Here is an 18822-nt window from a genome sequence, read left to right as displayed (position 1 = left end):
CATTCGGGCTGAGCCAAGTCAGTGTTCGTGGTCTGTTCGTCTTAGCGTGTCTGCGGGAACAGTTCTTGTTCTCGCCCCACCTTGGCCAGTGCATCGACCAGTTTCTTCTCGTATGCAGACTCGTAGGGAACCCAATTCTCAGCCACGACCATCAGCGCCATGTCCTCGACAACCGCGAGACCGGCAGGCGTGAGCCCGAACGTGGCGATCGCGATCAGGTGAGAAGTCTCATCCGCGCCCCACAGTGCCAGTTCGTTGTCGAAGCGCTCTTGCAGACGCCGATACAGACCTTCGTCGAGCAAGAACGGGAAGTCGGGCATGTGCTTGACGATCAGGCGGTAGCCGATGCGTGTCGCGACGAAGTCCTTGACCTCTCCAACCAGGATCATCAGCTTCCTCGCACCGATCTTCGGCGGCTGGGCTAGCGCGAGCGCGGCGGCCCGCCGCTGCTCGATCGCAGCTTTGTCCGATAATCGGAAAGGTTCCGGCACGTAAAGGACGTGATCCAATGCCCCGCCCTTTACGGTCATCTGACGGGCCGCCTCCATAAGGTGCCATCGAACAATCCACCAATGACGTTTGCCTGCCCATCGAGACATCCAGGCTGTCAATTCGGCCTGATGCCAGAGATAGTGCAGCAGGCTGCGCAGCGATAATTTCTTCGTGTCGCCGGCCACGCTTTCCTCGCTCATCGCGCCAGCAACAGGCGTTGCGCGTGCGCCCACTTTCGTTAGGCTGAAACCGACCTTGAGTGCCGACAGGCCGCTCTCTGGATCGACCTGAATGGCGCTGCCCATGAGCACGCCGAGCCCGGACAATTCGCTGGGCGGATCGTAAGACGGGCAGACGGTATCATGTTCGCTTCCCGAAAGCGGCATCCGTTTGACGATATACTGGTCGCCGACCTGTGCGATGTACATCGCAAGGCCGGTTCCCTTGCACAGGCACAAGGGCCGAATGCGATGCCGATACGCATTGGCAAGCGCATCCTGTAGATCCTGTTCTGTTTCCTCGATAAACCGGTCACCCAGCCTGAAACGTCGCATCGCCTCCGTCGCTCCGGACGCCGCCGCATCCCCTGATTTCATTGATTCACGATTTCACCAGCGAAGCAACCCTGAGGATCTTCGCGCGCAATCACTGATTTGCTGCGGCCAGGCCTGAGCTGCCCTCCTTCCCTGCGAACGATATTTGGCCCGGGCGCGCTGCCGCATCGCCCGCGCGCTTCACGCGCCGGCTGGGCGTGGCTAGAGGCAGAGGGAAGGCCGGGATGCGGTGGCGGGTGGAGGCCGGGAGAGAGGCTCCCGGCACCCGTCGCGGAGAACGATCATGACCCATATGGAAATTCAGGCGCGGACGCGCGCCGCACCCAACGGCTACAAGGTCGACGTCAGCCGAGGTCAGCGCATCGGCCGCGTGTCGTCGGAATGGTTCAACCGGCCAGACGACGAACGCTACCTGTCCCTCGCCGATCTCCACCACTCGGTGAAAAGGCGATCGGCACGAAGCAAGACCCGGATCGTGGAAAGCGAAGCAATCCGCGTGGAAGCCTCTCGCGACAACCCTGAACGGCTGACGTTGATGCTGCCGGACGCGCACGCGCCTGTCGCCCCGACGCATTGGAGTTTCGGGCAGCTCGCCAGCCTGGTCGGCGCGCCAGCGACCTATCTGCGCCAGCTTCCGGCCGCGCTCGCTGGCATCAATCTGCAGTATGGGCTTTCCACGCACCGCGCCGAGCAGGTGAAGACGCTTGAAATCGAGAACGGTCGTTTCGAGCTCCGAGCCGTGACCGGCCCGGATTACGGGAGAATTTTCGACCATGAACTCGTGGAAGCCGTACAGAAGATCGCCGGGAACGGCACCGGCGACACGCGATGGAAGGTACCGGGCGTACTGGACTGGTCGACCCACATCTACAACCCGAACGTCGATATCTCGAAGGACACGACGACACTTTATGCCTCCGACCGCGATATCTTTGTCTTCCTGGTCGACGATCTCAACCCGATCGAAGCCGGTCGGCTACCGAACGGCGAACCTGATCTTTACTTCCGCGGATTCTACGCTTGGAATAGCGAGGTCGGCTCGAAAACCCTTGGGATTGCAAGCTTTTACCTACGTGCCGTGTGTTGCAATAGGAATCTGTGGGGGGTCGAGGATTTCCAGGAAATCACCATCCGCCACTCCAAATATGCCGCGTCACGCTTTGCTCTCGAAGCCGAGCCGGCGCTGATCCAGTTCGCCGACTCCTCGCCCATGCCCTTCATCAACGGCATCAAGGCGGCGCGCCAGCGAATCGTTGCACGCGACGATGACGATCGAACCAGCTTCCTGCGCAAGCGTGGCTTCTCGAAGGCCGAGACCACGAAGATCATCGACGCCGTGCTCATCGACGAAGGCCACCCGCCAGAGTCGGTGTTCGACTTCGTTCAGGGCATCACGCGTGTCGCCCGCGACAAGCAGCATCAGGATGTCCGGCTCGAGCTGGAAGGCAAGGCAAAGAAGCTTCTCGATCTCGTCCACTGATCCTGCCCTGACAGCGATTTCGCACATCGCACTGTGCGGCTTTCGATCACCGCCACTTCAAGGCGCCGTCCTCCTTGCCAGGAGGGTGGCGCTTTTCGTCATGACGGGCTGCAAGATCGAAGATGGTCTTTCGGTCACCCGCTATGGAGCTCAACCCATGCACGATACCGCCAAAACCCCAATGCCGCTGCTGACACCTGATCTGCGCGATCAACTTCGCGCCAATGGCCGCCAGAGCGGCCGCGACCATGTGCCGGTGGTCAAGTTCTTCAATCCAGTCTGCATCGGCACCTGGCTCGCGACCGAGCTGACGCAGACAACGACACTTGCTTCGGCCTCGCCGACCTAGGCTTTCCGGAACTCGGGTCGTTCAGCCTCGAAGAACTCGCTACGCTTGAGCTGCCGTTCGGCATGCACTGCCGCTGTTCGCGGACATGATCGCCCAGGGTCAGCACAGCGTCGACGAAGAGATGGCGCGCCGGCACGTCTGGTGGGAGGAGCGCGAACGCGAGCAGCGCGCCCAACGCACCGCGCAATGGCGAAAAGCCCGCGATCGTCTGTTCGCGCTGCCCGCCGAACTGCGTCGCACGGTCCGACAGCTCTGGCGGGGTTGCCCCTATCCGGCGGATCCCGTCTATCTGCTCGACCTGCTGCACCAGATCGCGGTGGGTCGGGTCGACCCGCATCGGCCGCCTTAGGTTTTCGACGGCAAGCTCACGGCGCGCACGACGCCGAACCCCGAAAAATTCGACGAAGCCTTCCGCCAGATCGGTCATCGAAAAATTGGCGGCGGCCCCCAAGACTACGCCGGCCGACGAGTTTTTGTTCTGCGGCAATCTCGGTTCAGGCATCCTGTTTCTGCGCACCAGCGTTCGGCTCAACGATCCACACGTGACTTACTACACCTCATCCGGCCACCGGCTGCGCGACTCGCATGTCGGCCGGGCCGGTCATTGGATCGATCTCGAGGTACGCGGCGACTGCTCGGATACCGACCTCGAGTTGATCCGCCGCCTCGCCCAGGAGGCGGATACGCGGCCCGTCGTGGTGCGCCACGTCGCAAAGCTGACTTCTGCCGGACGACAGGAGGCAGGCCATGATGAGCCATCCTGAGGCTTGCACGGCGTTGACCAGAATGGAAGCAAGCCTGCGAGATACGCGGCACAATCTGTTCGAACTCGAACGATCGCTGCGAGATCATGCCGAAGAGGAGACCATTCGTGCACGCCCGAAAATGCGTCGCTACAGCCGCCGCATGTCCAACTGGACCGGCAAGGATGAGGAAGCCTATCTCCAGGTCCTTGATCGGCTGACCGACAGTGCCGCGGCCGATCTCGATCGGTTGCGGCGCAAGATCGAACGCCAGGATACGGCCATCGAGGCGCTGCGCCGAAAGTATAGGGTCAATGCCGAACGGCCAATCTTCACACCCCTGTAGGCAACAGCATCGCCATGGTCAGCCACCATACGGGTTTCCCGCCATCCCCTCGGTCGAGGGGATGGCTTTCCTCCTGACGGCTTTCCAGGCGGGACTTCTCCCGCCAGCCGTCGCGGAGACCTCCTCATGCTGCAACAGCACTTCACCACAGACTATTCCGCCGACATTGCCGCCGCTCTGGAGACGCCGGGAGGTCACCTCTCCCTCGGCCGCGGCGGCTTCATCCTCCACTACGGCTACGGTGCCATGCTTTCGGGCTATGACTGCGACTCGATCAAGACTCAATCTATCGCCGCCGGTCTCCCGGTGATCGACAGCCGGTGTATGGGGTTCGATGTCGTGGTGCAACTGACGCTGGGCGGCCCGTTGGTGGCCGTCGGCCGTGCGCCCGAGCCGGCCCCCTGGCATGGCCTCTCCTACGCGCCGTTGCACGCGGTCGCCATTCGCTACGCTGCCGCCGGCGCCGAGATCTGGAACATCCCCGAAGTCGAAAAGTTGCCCGCGCCCGCCGAGCGGAGGACTGGGCCATGAGCGGTCGGCCTCTCCTGCAACTCTATACCACTTTTGCCGAGTTCGAGGCCCTGCATGAGCGGCACGATCGCACACGCAGCACCAGCAAGACGGTCACAGTAGACCGACAAGCACTCGTCCACATTCTCATGGACCATGCCCGCATGCTCGAAGCTTTGCGCAAGGCAGGTCGGGTCGATGTCGCCGAACCGCATTGAGGCCGCCGGCCTGCGCCGGCGCGGCGCGGCGAGAGGCAGAGGGGGGAGGGGAGGGTTTCTGACGGGTTTGGAGGTTCGGGGAGAGGCCCCGCGCCGCCCGTCATGGAGACCCTGACCATGGCAAAAAGCGCCATTCAGAAGATCGCAATGAACGCTGCCGAGAACATCGCCTACGACAAGCTTGTCTTGTCGCAGGAAAATGTCCGCCGGGTAAAGGACGGCATCACCATCGAGCAGCTCGCCGCCGACATCGGCCGGCGCAAGCTCTTGCAGAGCCTGAACGTCCGTCCCGTCCTCGACGGAAACGGCGAGGAGACCGGCACATACGAAGTGCCCGCTGGCGGTCGCCGCTATCTCGCGCTCGGCATTCTCGTCAAGCAGAAGCGTCTGGCGAAGAACGAACCGATCCCCTGCATCGTCAATCGCAGCGGAACGACCTCGGCCGAAGAGGACTCGCTCGCCGAGAACGTGCATCGCGAGAACCTACACCCGCTCGACCAATTCCGTGCATTCAAGACACTGAAGGAGCAGGGTCTTGACGTGGAAGAGATCGCAGCACGCTTCTTCGTGTCTGCTGCGACCGTCAAGCAGCGGCTGAGGCTCGCTTCGGTGTCGCCTCAACTGCTCGAACTCTACGAGCAGGATGAAATCCGTCTCGAGCAGATCATGGCGTTTTCTATCTCCGACGACCATGTCCGCCAGGAGCAGGTCTGGGATCGCATCACCGGCAACCCGAATATGCAGGAGCCCTATTACATCAGGCGCCTGCTGACGGAGACCACGGTGCGTGCCGACGATCGCCGCGCAGTCTATGTCGGCGCCGAAGCTTATGAGGCTGCCGGCGGCGTCATCCTGCGCGACCTGTTCGAGCAGGATTCCGGTGGCTGGTTCCAGGACGCCGCTCTCCTCGAGCAACTGGTCTTCGAAAAGCTGAAGGTCGATGCCGAGGCCGTTCGCGCCGACGGTTGGAAGTGGGTCGAGGCGGCCATCAGCTTTCCCTATGGCCACACCTCCAGCATGCGGCGTGTCTATGCCGAGCCCGCGGAGCTGAGCGCCGAGGAGATCGCCCGCTACGACGCCGCGAAGGCCGAGTATGACGCGCTCGACGCCAAGTATGCGGAGATGGAGGAGGCCGACCAGGAGATCGAGGACAAGCTCGATCAACTTGGCGCCGAACTCGACGCGTTCAGCGATCGTCCCCAGGTCTACGATCCGGGGCAGAAGGCCATCGCCGGAGCGTTCGTGACCCTCGGCGCCAATGGCCAGCTTCAGGTTGACGCCGGCTTTGTCCGTCCCGAGGACGAGCCCCGGGCCGAGGTCGTCGATGATGACGGTGGGGCCGACCGCGAGGATCACCACCCATCGCAATCCGAAGAAGGCGGCGCCAACGCCGTCGTCGTGAACGGCCGGTCGACGAACGGCGGATCCGATGCAGCCGAGGAGCCCGAGGAAGAAGGCATCAAGCCTCTGCCGGAACGGCTCGTCTTCGATCTCACCGCGCAAAAGACGCTGGCGCTGCGCAACGCGCTCGCGAACGACGTGGACATCGCCTTCGTTACCGTTCTCCATGCCCTCGTGCTGCAGGTGTTTTACCGTTTCGCCAAGGACAGCTGCCTCGAGATCACCATGACCAGCAACAGCTTCGGTCAGGTCCAGGGTCTCGCCGAGACACCTTGGGCGAAGGAGATCGCCGAGCGGCACGAGGCCTGGGACAGGGATATGCCAGACAGCGACAAGCTGTGGGAATTCCTGCTCGGTCTCGACGAGGCGAGCCGCAAGGCGCTGTTCGCACACTGCGCGTCGCTCTCGCTCAACGCCGTGGTCGAGCCCTGGAACAAGCGGCCGGGCGCGCTTGCTCATGCCGATGAGCTGGCCGCTACGCTCGGCTTCGACATGGTCGAGGCTGGCTGGTCGCCCACGGTGGACAACTATCTTGGCCGCGTCACCAAGGCCCGGATCGTTCAGGCAGTCCGGGAAGCACGTGGCGAGGACTCCGCGCAGCTAATCGACCATATGAAGAAGGACTTGATGGCACGTGAAGCCGCTCGTCTTCTCGAGGGGTCGAACTGGCTGCCCGAGCCGTTGCGCCTCGAGGGCGACGACGCAGTTGGTGAAGGCGCCGAAGCGGTCGCCCCCGACGTGACGGACGAGACGGCGCTCGACGGCGAAACCGCCGAGTTGCCTGCCTACCTCGCCAACGATACCGGCACCTCCTCCGATGAACTGGCGCCCGACGCCGGCGAGGAACCCGACCACCTCCAGGCGGCCGAGTAATCGGCCTCCCGCTCCGCACCGGGCCCGGCATCTCCGCCGGGCCCTTTTTAGTTTTCCGACATGGAGACATACAGCATGTCCGCACATATCGTCTACGATTCCGCCCCGTTGGGGAGCATTATCCGCTACTTCGACGGCACCCCGAAACCGCCAGCCCGGTTCACGAGGAAGGTTGCCGACTGGGAAAAACGCAACGGCACCGGCCGATTGGTCAAGAAGGAGTCGCCGCGGTCGCGGGCGACCTACAGCTCTCCAGTCTGTTTCACCTTGCATGAAGGTGATTTCGGCCAAGGCGGCATCATCGTCGTCTCGGTCCGGCGCACCTGGTCCGTCGAAAGTGATCTGCGCTTCGAGATCGTCGAGCGTCCCAAAATCGGCATGGTCCGCGTTCTGCAGGATCTCGGCGACAGCCCGGAACTCCTGCATCTCGCCAGGGATCGCGGGGCCGCGGAACGCTGGCTCGCCAGCAACTCGTACAGTCGGGCCTTTCTTGAGGAGGTCTCGGCTGACGAAGTCGGCGCCGACGCCATCGAGGGCCGCACGGCCGCCTGACTTCCTCACTGCATAAACCAACCGATGACGGGCCTGGTGTCGCGCAAAGCGATCGCCGGGCCTGTTCCGTTTCATGGAGATCGACATGTTCGACTGGAACAGAAGCTGCTCCTACGACGAGCAGCAGAAGAGACGTTTTCACGCCACAGCCCGTTCGCGGCTGAAGAAACTTGCCGCCGAATTGGCGCTGCCGCCCGGCAGCTTCGAAGTCCGCTCGAACAGGGCGGGCATCGCCGTATCCGGTGAAGTCACCCTGCACCATGACCGAGCATACATTCAAGTCGGGCAGTTCGGTATGTCCTCGGGACACGGCATCCTGATCCGGACCTGCAAGGGCCGCAAGGACTATACCGGCGGGCCCAACCACTTCGTTGCGCTGACCATGCTCGACGACATTCCGGCGCTCGCAGCGGCTGTCCGCGCCATCACCGCCATCGGACGCGATGCCGAACGCCGGGCTGCGTGAATCCGGTCCACCGATCCCGTCACCGCCAACAGTCGCCCGCCACAGCGCTGCTGTGGCGGCGACCGGCCATTTCCGGAGAGCAGCCATGTCCACTCATCCCCCATTCCGAAAGGTGTTCGACGGCGTCGCAACGCGCGAGCAAATGTTCCAGCTCTTCAACCGGCACAAAGACACCCCGGGTATCGATCCAATTGCCGGCACGCCCTATGCCGGGGAGTATTTCGAGATTGCGGCCGAGCAATACCACTTCATGCTCGCGCTCCTGCCGCCGCTATTCCAGCGAACCGGCATGTTCGGCATGTCGGAATTCAAGGCCGGCAACGTCACCAGCGTGTTTTTCGCGATCAGGATCCGCGGTCGCGAACGGTGGTTCCACGGCTTTTGCGACCTCTCAGACAAACGCAGTCCAGACGCCATGCGCGCGGCGATCGTTGCCCATGAGACGGACGCCGTCGACAGCATGACCCGCGAGGAAAAGCTCGAGGCGATCTGGTCCGCGACCCATGCCGACTTCAAGGGCATCGCCGGCGAGGCAAACCCGGACGCCTGGCCCGTCGAACATCACGGCAAGCGGACCATCCTTGTTTATGCCGCCGCGCAGGGCACCGCTCTGAAGCTGCTGGAGGACCTGTCCGACGAAGAAATCGACAGCCGCATGCCGGACGTCCGCGCACGGTCGAGAAGGGGAGGGGCGAGCGATGCGGAGCCATCATAAGCAGTCCGCGACGGCCAAGCCCGTCTGGGAGGCGCACTCGACCTATACGGCCGAACTCGGTGTGCCCGATCGCCGCCGATACCGGCGCACGCCACCGGGTTCCCCGACCGTCGCCGATCTGGTCAGACCCGGCGACATGGTGTCGACCTCCTACAGCACCGGCGGCGTCGTGATCGAGGTAAAGGAATACTTTTATGCCGCGCCGACCGGCGAGACGATGTCGCATTTCACCATCGTCTATGTCCCGCCCGATCGCGCTGCAAAATACCGCGATTGCGATCATCACTGGATCAACGAGTGCGTCGCCGTCGGCGACCGTATCCTGGTGCTCTTCGAGGTAAATTCGGACGAAGTCTTCGTGGTCGACCGAATGCGACGGCCGACAGCCAATCGTCCAGAACCATACTGATCACATAGGGACCTTGACGCCGAAAGGTCGGCGACCGCGGGCCTGTGCTCCATCCGTTCTTCGAAAGGAACTCACCATGGCCAGAAAGCCTTCTTCGCCGCCTTCGTCATTGACGAAGAAGCATACACGCCCGAACCCGGTCCGGTGGATTGCCACTTTGTCGTTGCCGATCTCGCACAATCGAGTTTTGGCGAGCAGTCCGGCGTGTCGAACTTCATCGTCTGGGAATCCGCCGAGCATATGATTGCCGATCATCGACAGCGTGATCCGATCACGGTCGACTATCTGGTCGGCGATGAATCCGATCAAGGCATCTGCGACGACTGCGGGACCGATCTCAACGTGTCGAAGGTGGCGGTATCACCTTCCACAATCGGCCCATCATTCCGCGACCACCTTTCGCCCACGATGCGTGAGACGCTTGCCTTCGAGTATTTCGAGGTGAGGCCCTGCATCGAAGCCGATCATCAGGTGAGGTCCTACCGCGTTGAGGATGAGTTTACCGACGATCTTGCCAGGGCGCAGAAATCCGGCAGGGAGTTTCGTGCCTTCTGGTCCCTCTACGGCGTCGACAGAGGCGCCACCATGGCGATCGGCGATTTTGTCTCCAAAGATGCCGCGCACGAGGTGATGAACGCGATCTTGGCCATTCCCGCTGCGGTGTGCAACGCGATCAAGACGGAGAATCTCACCCAAGCCCAGAATAATACCGATGTCGACATGACGGCACGGTCTGTGGCCGACTGGCTCGACGACATGATCAACCAGTCCTCGAACAATCAGCGGATCTGACCGCCCGCCCTTCTCCGCCCCGCCTCTCAACGCCCGGCCTCGCCGGGCTTTTGCATTTTTTGGCTGCATATCCAGCCCCAGACAGGGAGAAACCACATGTCACGCCTGAATGATCCGGAAAACTTCCAGGGCCGCGTCAACTATGCGGCAAAGGTTATCGCCTACGGACGACGCCCGACCCGCGCCTTCGACAATTGCTTCGAAAACCATGATGGCGACGAGGTGGCGACGGTGATCTTGAGACGTTCCCGCAAGAATGCCCGGCTCGCTGCCAATCTCCAGCGTTATCTCAGTCTCAGCTCCATCGAAGCCGCCGCCGATCGGCTCGCCGAGGTTCCCACGCGGAAGCTGCCGGAAGTTGCCCGGCAAACGCGCGCACGCCGACGCCGCTCCCGACACAACCGACGCTGATGAGGGGAGCGCGCCATGATCCGCGATGCTGCCGAGACTTCCCATCCGATGCTCGTCGGCGTCGACTGCTGGTAACGAGGTCCTTTATGTCGCTAACCCGCCGACAACGCCATCGGCTGCAGGCCGCACTTGGGGGGACCGTCTCATGGCCGTCTGCTACGGCGCCGGCGTTGATTCCACCGCGATGCTGGTCGCCCTGAAACAGGCCGGCTTGCGCCCCGACGTCATCACCTTCGCGGACTTGTCTGCCGAGAAGCCGCCCACGCTCGGGCATCTCGGTCGCATGGACCGTGTTCTCGCCGAATGGTCATGGCCCTACCATCGTGCGGTGCCGGAAAGAGACGCTTCCCGGAACAGGCTATTCGGACCTCTACGGCAACTGCATTGCCAACGAGACGCTGCCGTCACTGGCCTTCGGCCTCAAATCGTGCTCGATCAAATGGAAACAGAAGCCGCAGGACCATGCGATCAAGGGCGCCAGATCGGGACCCAACGCTGCGCCGCCCCATCCCGTCTGGACAGAGGCACAGCGGCGCGGCGTTCGGATCGTCAAGCTGATCGGATACGACTGCGGCCGCGCGGATCTGCGTCGTTCTCGGAACCTGCCGGAAGCCGTTGCGGATTTCGACTACGCCTATCCGCTCCAGATTCTAGGCTGGAACCGCACAGATTGCGTGCGCGCCATCACCGATGCGCTCGGTGTCGACATGGTCCGATAAAATCGGCCTGCGTTTTTTGCCCGGCATCAAAGATCTGGGAACTGTACCTGGGCTGGCCGCACACCATCCCGATCTCCTCGAGCGCGCCTTGATTCTTGAACGTAATGCGCTAACCGGACGTCACAGCCGTTTCGATGAAGTCGAGTTCGGCGGCTCCTGGGACGAACTCGTCCGCACTGCCGATCGCTTCCCGAGCTCTTCGACCACGGTCGGTCTCGGACGCAGCTTTGCACGGAACCAGTGGGCGCGGGTCAATGGCGTCGTCGACGATGCCTTCCACGTGAAGCGCGGGGCCGACGAGCGCGCCCGCTTTCGCGCTATGGCAAATCAACTTCGGGGCGAAGACAATGCGCTCGACGTCCGCTCTGTCGCCTGACTAGCGACGCTAAGGCAAGCCAGGTCGTCCACGCGATCGAGCGCCCTCAACACATCTCACCCACGTCCGGCGCTCTAGCGCGCGGATATCGCACGTCTATGCCAGGAGGAATTGCAATGCCCAAATTCACTGTCGAAACCACCTACCGTCTGCCCGTATATCGGCATCGCACCTACGATGCCGCGACGCCTGCCGACGCCTGTCGCAAGGCCATCGGGGATGACGACTGGACCGCCGGGAAATGCGACTACGAAACGGCTGGTGAGACATACATCACCGGCATCTGGTCCGGGACGGATACCGCTTACCGCGTCGAGTCAACAACCGTGCCATCGCAGTTTCATGAGACGATCCAGCGCAAGGCCGAACACTTCCAGGCGCTGTTCGATCAGTTGGTCTATGTCGCCCAACCAGCAGGTCTATCCAGGGCGGACTTCGATCGTTGGCTGCCAAAAGCGATTGCGACGGTCGAGAAGGCAAAGGCGATCATCGAGGAACGCCGCGATCCCGATGTGCAGACAGAGCCGCCAGGGTCATGATCAGCACCAACGCAGGACCAGAATCCTTGCGGAGCAAACAGTTCGTCAGTTCAGCGACGAAGCGCTTTTGTCAGTCGACGTTGCCAACGCTGCCCACGTGGCAAAAAAAGTTCGTCGCGACGTCCGACACGTTTCGAGGCGACCGCGTAGGCTCCTCTACAGCGCCTTCCGTCTCGACCTCAGCGCGTTGCGCTTCTGCATGGTTTGCATCGGCAATGGCATACGCATCATGGTCTTCCGATGGCGACTCGATGGCGGAGCCGGCATTGCGCGCGCGCTCGACCTTGACAGCCGGATTGGGATCGTTCCCGACCGGCTCAGAGGTCAACCCGGTAGCGGCCAAAGGTTCGGCCGCCAAAGCCGAAAGGTCCAAATCGCCCCAGATCGACCGCGATTTTGCAGGACTTCCGCGCTTCTTCTTCACTTCCACGACGAAAGGTCGCGTGGGCCGCTTCATAGTCACGTTCCTCGGTAAGTATCGATCCGTTTGCGGGAATCCAGAGGTCGTTTACTTCGGTCCCGCGCAACCGTCCACCTCGCGATCAGCTCCAGGTCAAACGGGTTCGAGGTGAGTATGGTTCATGCCCTCACCTCGATGGCTTCTTGGTTGAGGCGCGAGACATCAACCGCGATGTCCTACTGACAAGCTCGCCTGACCGAGCCCTCATGTGACAAATCCCTCAAGAGATTCCTTTGGCTCCTCTTCGTCCACGTCGCTGGAGGGAGAGCGGGGCCGGGAGGAGTGCGGCCTTGCCGGGGCGCAGAGAGCGCGCCGGCGGGGCGGCCCTCTTTCTCGAAGGACAGCTCCATGAACATTGTCACGACCACGTCGACCGTCGCCCGGACGGTCGCTCCCCTTACCGCGCCGGCATCCCACGTCATCGACACCGCCCGGGCGATCCACCAGGGGGCAGCGTCGCTCTTGCCCTTTCTCGAACAGGGTACGCCAATCACGACCGCGGCACTGCGCACGGCCATGAGCAACAGCTTCGGCGGAACCGATGCACAAGGTTTCTGGCTCTGGAAGGCCGCCTATGAGGCGCTCGAAGCCGCCCAGGTCCTGTTTCTGCACCGCTTCGGCTCGGCGATCCTGTCCCGGTCGGCCTCGCCCGAGGGGACACTGGCGATGATGAAACGCATCGCCGACCTTGTTCCCACCCACACACGGCGCTCCGAAGAGAGCCAGGCCATGCAGCAACTGTCGACGCCGCTGCCGCTCGCCTTCGTCACCGCCCGCGCCGCCGCGATCTCATCTTCGGATCTCGTTCTTGAACCCTCGGCCGGCACCGGCTTTCTCGCCGTCCATGCCAAAATTGCCCGGGCTTCACTCGCCCTCAACGAGTTCGCCGCCACACGGGCCGATCTGCTCGGCCTGCTGTTCCCGCGCGCTCCGGTCTTCCGGTACGACGCCGCTCATATCGACGATCATCTCGACGCCGCCATCGAGCCCTCCGTCGTTCTGATGAATCCACCCTTCACCGTCGGCGCCTATGTCGACGGCCATGTTGCCGATGCGGCATGGCGGCACGTGTCTTCGGCCTTTGCCCGTCTGCGTCCCGGCGGGCGACTTGTCGCCATCACCGGCACCGGGCTTTCCCCGGAAAATCCCAAATGGCGGCCCGCCTTCGAGCGGCTTCAGCAGCAGGGCAGGGTCGTCTTCACCGCTGCGATTGACGGCCGTGTCTATGCTCGCCATGGCACGACGGCCGAAACCCGCCTCACCATCATCGACAAGACGCCAGCGTCCCATCCGTCCGCATTCGCGGCTTCGCCGGGTAAGGCCCCGGATGTCGAGACACTGCTCTCCTGGATATCCGACCTACCGCCGCGGATCCCGGGCAGCTTCCCCGACTCGATCGGCGCGCTGTCGAACGGGATTGTGCGCAACGCCACCACGCAGATGGCTGCACGCTCAGCGACGGAAACTGCGCCCATCGTAGCTCAGGCGTCGGTTGCGAAGACGATCCGGCCGGTCCCTCCCCTTGTCCGGGCGAAGCCCGCCCGTCCGTACGTCGCCGCCAGCACACCTGCCGTTCCGCTCGTCTACGAGCTGCGTGACTGGATGCCGGAGGAGGGCGGCCGGCTGACCGACACGATCTATGAGCCCTATGCGTTGCAGTCGATCGACATTCCGCGGGCCAAACCGCATCCGACACCGCTCGTGCAGTCAGCCGCCATGGCCGCGGTCGCGCCGCCGAAGCCGTCCTACCGGCCCCTGCTGCCGGATGCGATCATCGACGAGGGTCTGCTGTCCGACGCCCAGATCGAAAGTGTGATCTATGCCGGGGAGGCGCATTCCGGCCATCTCGCCGGAGCTTGGGCGGTCGACGAGACCTGCGATGTCGTGTCGGCCGCCCCCCAAGGCGCCGAGAACGCGGTTCGTTTCCGCCGTGGGTGGTTCCTCGGCGACGGCACCGGCTGCGGCAAGGGGCGACAGGTTGCCGGTATCATTCTGGACAACTGGCTACAGGGCCGACGCCGGGCGATCTGGATATCGAAATCGGACAAGCTGCTCGAAGATGCCCAGCGCGACTGGGCAGCACTCGGCCAGGAGCGTCTTCTCGTCCAGCTGCTCTCGCGCTATCGGCAGGGCACGCCGATCCGCCTTGCCGAAGGCATCCTCTTCACCACCTACGCGACGTTGCGCTCGCAGGAGCGCGAGGGCAAGAAGTCCCGGATCGCCCAGATTCTGGATTGGGTGAGGAAGGATTTTGATGGCGTGATCGTCTTCGACGAAGCCCACGCGATGGCCAATGCCGCCGGCGGCAAAAGCGAGCGCGGCGACGTCTCGCCATCGCAGCAGGGCAGGGCGGGCCTGCGCCTGCAGCATGCGCTGCCCGACGCCCGTATCGTCTACGTCTCGGCGACCGGCGCCACCGCCGTCGAGAACCTCGCCTATGCGCAGCGCCTCGGCATCTGGGGCAGCGAGGATTTTCCGTTCGCCAACCGTGCCGAGTTTGTCGCGGCGATCGAGGACGGCGGTGTGGCGGCGATGGAAGTGCTCGCCCGCGACCTCAAGTCGCTCGGGCTCTACACGTCGCGCTCGCTCTCCTATGACGGCGTCGAATACGATCTGCTCGAGCACGAACTGATCGAGGAGCAGATCCGCATCTACAACGCGTATGCGGACGCCTTCCAGGTGATCCACAACAACCTGAACGCCGCACTGGAGGCGGCTAACATCACAAGCGAGGCCGGCACGCTGAACCGCAACGCGAAGGCAGCGGCCCGCTCGGCGTTCGAGAGCACCAAGCAGCGGTTCTTTTCCCACCTCATCACCTCGATGATGACGCCGACCTTGATCGGCGCGATCGAGCAGGACCGCGCCGACGGTTATTCATCCGTCGTGCAGATCGTCTCGACCGGCGAAGCGCTGATGGAACGGCGGCTGGCCGAGATCCCGACAGAGGAATGGTCAGACCTCCACGTCGATGTGACGCCGCGGGAGTATGTCGGTGGTTACCTGATGCACTCCTTCCCCACGCAGCTGTTCGAGGAGTACTCGGACGCGGAAGGCAACACCTACTCACGACCCGTGCATGACGCCGACGGCAATCCCGTCCAATGCCGGGAGGCCGTGCGCCGGCGCGACGAGATGATCGAAAAGCTGGCCTCGCTGCCGCCGGTCGGCAGCGCGCTCGACCAGATCCTCCATCATTTCGGCACGGACACCGTTGCCGAGGTGACCGGCCGCTCGCGCCGCATCGTCAGGAAGACCGGCCGCGACGGCGTCGACCGGCTCGCCGTCGAGAACCGTCCGGGCTCGGCCAATCTTGCCGAGACTCAAAGCTTCATGGATGACGACAAGAGCGTGCTGATTTTTTCAGACGCCGGCGGGACCGGCCGCTCGTATCACGCCGATCTCGGGGCCAGGAACCAGAGGCTGCGCAAGCACTATCTGTTGGAAGCCGGCTGGCGCGCCGACAACGCCATCCAGGGTCTCGGCCGCACCCACCGCACCAACCAAGCGCAGCCGCCTCTGTTTCGACCCATGGCCGCCAATGTCAAAGCGGGAAAACGCTTCCTGTCGACGATTGCTCGGCGGCTCGACACGCTGGGTGCGATCACGCGCGGCCAGCGCCAGACCGGCGGAGCAGGACTGTTCCGGTCCGAGGACAATCTGGAAAGCCCCTATGCCCGCGCCGCACTGCGGCAGTTCTACATGCTGCTGCACCAGGGCAAGATCGAGGGCTGCTCGCTGACGGCGTTCGAGGCGGTCACCGGCCTGTCGCTCACCACCGACGAGGGCGGTTTGCGCGACGAGTTGCCGCCGATCACGACATGGCTCAACCGGCTGCTGGCGCTACGCATCGAAACCCAGAATCTGCTGTTCGAAGTGTTCGAGCAGCTGATGGCGGCGAAGGTCGAGGGCGCTATTGCCGCCGGCAGCTACGACAAGGGTCTGGAGACAATCACGGCGGAGAGCATCGTCGTCACCGATCGTCGCACCGTCTACACGCATCCGGTGTCGGGCGCGCAGTCGCATGTGCTGACCGTCGCGCGAAAGGACCGCATACGCCCGCTCGGCCTGGCCGACGCTCTGGCCATCGCCCGCGCGGAGCCGCAATCGGTCTTGCTGGCCAACACGCGATCGAACCGCGCGGCGATCCAGTTGCCGACCGCCAGCCTGATGCTCGATGACGGCGCGATAGAGCACCGCGTGCGCCTGCTTCGGCCCACCGACGAGCTGCGCTTCGGTCTCGACGCCCTCGCCGAAACCCACTGGCAGCCCGCCGACCGGAAACTGTTCTGCGAGCAGTGGCAGACGGAAGTCGCTGCCGTTCCGGAATTCACCACCAGCACCTTCCATATCGTCACCGGCCTGCTTCTGCCGATCTGGCGGCGTCTGCCTGACCATGATTGCCAAGTCTACCGCATCCAGACCGATACCGGCGAACGCATTATCGGCCGCCACATCGCGCCGACGCTGGTCGCGACCATGTTGCGCAATCTCGGGGTCGACAATGTGCCGACCCTCACGCCGGACGAGGCTTGGACCGGCCTGGTCGAGGGGCGGATCGGGTTGCAGCTGGCCGAAGGCCTGGTCCTGCGTCGCAGTCGCGTCATGAACGACTACCGCGTCGAGCTGATCGGTTTCACCGACGCGATGGTGCCGCGCCTGAAGGCGCTGGGCCTGAATTCAGAAATCATCTCCTGGAAATTGAGGCTGTTCATTCCAACGGGTGGGCAAGGCTGCGCCATGCTCGCCTCGCTTCTCGATCGCCACACGCTGGTCGGGGTCACCGACCGCACGGCGCAGCGTGAACAGAGGCGACCATGACCGGCTCGGCCTCCGAGCTGGCGCGCCGTCTGGGCGAACATGCCGAGGCGGTGTGCCGCGAATATCTCTCCAATGGCCATCGCTCCGGCAACCACTGGATCGTCGGTGATGTCCGCAACACGCGCGGTCGCTCCATGCATGTGCGGCTGAAAGCCAATGCCAAGGGCCCGCCGGGGAAGTGGGTCGACGAGCAAAGCGGGGAACATGGTGATCTGCTCGATGTCATCCGCGAAAGCTGCGGGCTCATCGAGTTCCGCGATGTCGCCGATGAAGCACGTCGTTTCCTCGCCATGCCGCGACCGCAGGCCCAAGATCCCGGCGCGCAGCGCCAGCCTGCCGCGGCACGCGGCTCCCCCGAAGCGGCGCGTCGCCTGTTCGGCATGTCGCGGCCGATCGCCGGCACGCTGGCCGAACGCTATCTGGCCGGTCGCGGCATCCTGCTCGCCGGACACGAGCCAGCCCTGCGCTTCCACCCCGGCTGCTATTACCGCGATCTCGTGACCGGCGAGATGCAGACCCTGCCCGCATTGATCGCCGCCGTCACCAGTCTGGACGGACGCATCACCGGCCTGCAGCGTACTTATCTGTCCTCTGGGCTCGATCCGAGCGGCAAGGTTGGCAAGGCGCCGATCGCCGACCCCCGTCACTCGCTCGGTCATCTCCTAGGCAACGGCATCTGGCTCGGCCTCGATCCCGGCACGCCCGTTCCGGTAATGGCAGCCGGCGAGGGTTTTGAGACGATGGCGTCGCTGCGCACGGTGATGCCGGCGCTTCCGGTCGCCGCGGCCACCTCGGCCAATCACCTCGCCGGCCTGACATTCCCGCCTGGCTGCCGTCGCCTCTACATCGCCGCCGATGCGGACGCCGCCGGCCGGCACGGCATCGAGCGTCTCAGCCAGCGCGCGGGCGAGGCCGGGATACTCGCTCTGGCGCTGGGACCGCAGCTTGGCGACTTCAACGACGATCTGCGCCATCTCGGCGCCACTCATCTCGCCGCATGGCTCGGCGATCAGCTCGTCCCGGGGGATGCCCGCCGCTTCCTGCCGTCCGGATGAGCAGCCCCGAGCCGGCAGGCGGGCAGAGCCGGCGTCACCGGAAGCTTCACGGCCATGGCGGCAGTCTGCCGGAGAGGCCGCGCCCGCGGCCTGCCTGAGAGGTGATCCCTGCCACCCCCCGGTCTCGGCCGCAACGGCTGCGCCGTCCTCCGCTTCGCTCCGGCCTTCGGTGCGGCCGCGCCCGGGGCGCGGCCGGGATGCGCTGTCAGGCCGCGATGGGCGCGGCCACAACCGACGGAGACACTCCATGACCTACGAGCTTCCCTTCGACGACGCCTACGAGCCCTACCACGCCTCCTCGCCGATCGACCGCGTCATCCTCGAGCTGCAGATGTACGGCCACCGACCGCATCAGGACGAGCCGGACCCCCGGCCGCTGCCCGACGATGAGGTGATCCGCGCCGGGCTTGCGGGAATCGTCGAGACCTTCGCCGGCATGCTCGGCAACACCAGGCTCGAACCCGACCTCGACGACCTGCTCTGGTCCTTCGTGAACGTCTTCCATCGCGCGGCCGAGCGTGTCGCCCGCAACCTCGACCGC

Annotated in this window: 20 protein-coding genes and 2 pseudogenes; 20 read left to right on the top strand and 2 right to left on the bottom strand. The window is 63.9% G+C overall.

The features are described 5' to 3' along the window. Nucleotides 1-41: 41 nt before the first annotated feature. Nucleotides 42-1046 carry a DUF1173 domain-containing protein gene (locus IHE39_RS24640; RefSeq protein WP_192568316.1) on the bottom strand — a complete coding sequence of 335 codons (1005 nt, stop codon included), beginning with the start codon at nucleotides 1044-1046 and terminating at the stop codon, nucleotides 42-44. Nucleotides 1047-1329: 283 nt separating this feature from the next. On the opposite strand from IHE39_RS24640, the gene IHE39_RS24635 reads away from it, so the two are divergent. The 17 genes and pseudogenes from IHE39_RS24635 to IHE39_RS24565 all read left to right on the top strand — a co-directional run bounded on the left by IHE39_RS24635 (nucleotide 1330) and on the right by IHE39_RS24565 (nucleotide 11945). Further along, entirely contained in the window at nucleotides 1330-2526 is a 1197-nt protein-coding gene (locus IHE39_RS24635) for a DUF932 domain-containing protein (protein ID WP_192568410.1), read from the top strand. Between the two features lie 181 nt (nucleotides 2527-2707). Beyond that, nucleotides 2708-2940: pseudogene (locus IHE39_RS24630) on the top strand (DUF2958 domain-containing protein); the annotation flags it as partial. 20 nt (nucleotides 2941-2960) lie between these two features. Beyond that, complete coding sequence (locus IHE39_RS30465; protein WP_210327684.1) at nucleotides 2961-3224, top strand: hypothetical protein; 264 nt, start codon at nucleotides 2961-2963, stop codon at nucleotides 3222-3224. An 85-nt stretch (nucleotides 3225-3309) separates the two neighbouring features. Further along, nucleotides 3310-3639, top strand: a complete 330-nt coding sequence (locus tag IHE39_RS30460) for a hypothetical protein (RefSeq protein ID WP_210327683.1) — start codon at nucleotides 3310-3312, stop codon at nucleotides 3637-3639. Continuing rightward, a complete protein-coding gene (locus IHE39_RS24620; protein ID WP_192568315.1) occupies nucleotides 3623-3964 on the top strand; it encodes a hypothetical protein in 342 nt (113 codons plus the stop codon). The genes IHE39_RS30460 and IHE39_RS24620 overlap by 17 nt, the downstream gene beginning before the upstream one ends. Nucleotides 3965-4090: 126 nt before the next feature. Beyond that, nucleotides 4091-4495, top strand: a complete 405-nt coding sequence (locus tag IHE39_RS24615) for a hypothetical protein (protein ID WP_192568314.1) — start codon at nucleotides 4091-4093, stop codon at nucleotides 4493-4495. Further along, nucleotides 4492-4692, top strand: a complete 201-nt coding sequence (locus IHE39_RS24610) for a hypothetical protein (RefSeq protein WP_148914147.1) — start codon at nucleotides 4492-4494, stop codon at nucleotides 4690-4692. The genes IHE39_RS24615 and IHE39_RS24610 overlap by 4 nt, the downstream gene beginning before the upstream one ends. A gap of 117 nt (nucleotides 4693-4809) precedes the next feature. Further along, nucleotides 4810-6966: a ParB/RepB/Spo0J family partition protein gene (locus IHE39_RS24605; RefSeq protein ID WP_192568313.1), complete on the top strand. Its 2157-nt coding sequence runs from the start codon at nucleotides 4810-4812 to the stop codon at nucleotides 6964-6966. Between the two features lie 75 nt (nucleotides 6967-7041). Then, entirely contained in the window at nucleotides 7042-7518 is a 477-nt protein-coding gene (locus IHE39_RS24600; RefSeq protein WP_192568312.1) for a UCP036055 family protein, read from the top strand. 85 nt (nucleotides 7519-7603) lie between these two features. After that, on the top strand, nucleotides 7604-7984 hold the full coding sequence (locus tag IHE39_RS24595) for a hypothetical protein (protein ID WP_192568311.1): 381 nt from the start codon (nucleotides 7604-7606) through the stop codon (nucleotides 7982-7984). A gap of 85 nt (nucleotides 7985-8069) precedes the next feature. Continuing rightward, entirely contained in the window at nucleotides 8070-8699 is a 630-nt protein-coding gene (locus IHE39_RS24590; RefSeq protein ID WP_192568409.1) for a DUF1419 domain-containing protein, read from the top strand. Beyond that, nucleotides 8683-9108, top strand: a complete 426-nt coding sequence (locus IHE39_RS24585; protein ID WP_192568310.1) for a hypothetical protein — start codon at nucleotides 8683-8685, stop codon at nucleotides 9106-9108. Before IHE39_RS24590 ends, IHE39_RS24585 begins: the two co-directional genes overlap by 17 nt. Nucleotides 9109-9312: 204 nt before the next feature. Beyond that, nucleotides 9313-9900, top strand: a complete 588-nt coding sequence (locus IHE39_RS24580; RefSeq protein ID WP_192568309.1) for a hypothetical protein — start codon at nucleotides 9313-9315, stop codon at nucleotides 9898-9900. A gap of 96 nt (nucleotides 9901-9996) precedes the next feature. Then, nucleotides 9997-10311, top strand: a complete 315-nt coding sequence (locus tag IHE39_RS24575) for a hypothetical protein (protein WP_192568308.1) — start codon at nucleotides 9997-9999, stop codon at nucleotides 10309-10311. Between the two features lie 323 nt (nucleotides 10312-10634). Beyond that, entirely contained in the window at nucleotides 10635-11030 is a 396-nt protein-coding gene (locus tag IHE39_RS30455; protein ID WP_210327682.1) for a hypothetical protein, read from the top strand. Beyond that, the gene (locus IHE39_RS30450) at nucleotides 11011-11406 is read left to right on the top strand and encodes a hypothetical protein (RefSeq protein WP_210327681.1); all 396 of its coding nucleotides are present in this window, start codon (nucleotides 11011-11013) and stop codon (nucleotides 11404-11406) included. Before IHE39_RS30455 ends, IHE39_RS30450 begins: the two co-directional genes overlap by 20 nt. A 116-nt stretch (nucleotides 11407-11522) precedes the next feature. After that, nucleotides 11523-11945: a hypothetical protein gene (locus tag IHE39_RS24565; protein WP_192568307.1), complete on the top strand. Its 423-nt coding sequence runs from the start codon at nucleotides 11523-11525 to the stop codon at nucleotides 11943-11945. 70 nt (nucleotides 11946-12015) lie between these two features. On the opposite strand, the gene IHE39_RS24560 is transcribed toward IHE39_RS24565, so the two are convergent. Further along, nucleotides 12016-12402 (bottom strand): hypothetical protein, encoded by a 387-nt coding sequence (locus IHE39_RS24560; protein WP_192568306.1) that lies wholly within the window; start codon nucleotides 12400-12402, stop codon nucleotides 12016-12018. Nucleotides 12403-12753: 351 nt separating this feature from the next. Between IHE39_RS24560 and IHE39_RS24555 the strand changes: the two genes are divergently transcribed. From IHE39_RS24555 to IHE39_RS24545, 3 genes and pseudogenes are all read left to right on the top strand, one after another. Then, nucleotides 12754-17226: a strawberry notch-like NTP hydrolase domain-containing protein gene (locus IHE39_RS24555; RefSeq protein ID WP_192568408.1), complete on the top strand. Its 4473-nt coding sequence runs from the start codon at nucleotides 12754-12756 to the stop codon at nucleotides 17224-17226. After that, nucleotides 17223-18281, top strand: coding sequence for a DUF7146 domain-containing protein (locus IHE39_RS24550; protein WP_192568305.1), 1059 nt, complete (start codon nucleotides 17223-17225; stop codon nucleotides 18279-18281). The genes IHE39_RS24555 and IHE39_RS24550 overlap by 4 nt, the downstream gene beginning before the upstream one ends. Before the next feature lie 247 nt (nucleotides 18282-18528). Further along, a pseudogene (locus IHE39_RS24545) lies at nucleotides 18529-18822 on the top strand (hypothetical protein); the annotation flags it as partial.

It is taken from the genome of Aminobacter carboxidus (genome assembly GCF_014863355.1).
Classification (GTDB): Bacteria; Pseudomonadota; Alphaproteobacteria; order Rhizobiales; family Rhizobiaceae; genus Aminobacter; species Aminobacter carboxidus.
Note: the sequence above shows the minus strand (reverse complement) of the source record. Positions and strands in the feature narration are given on the sequence as shown.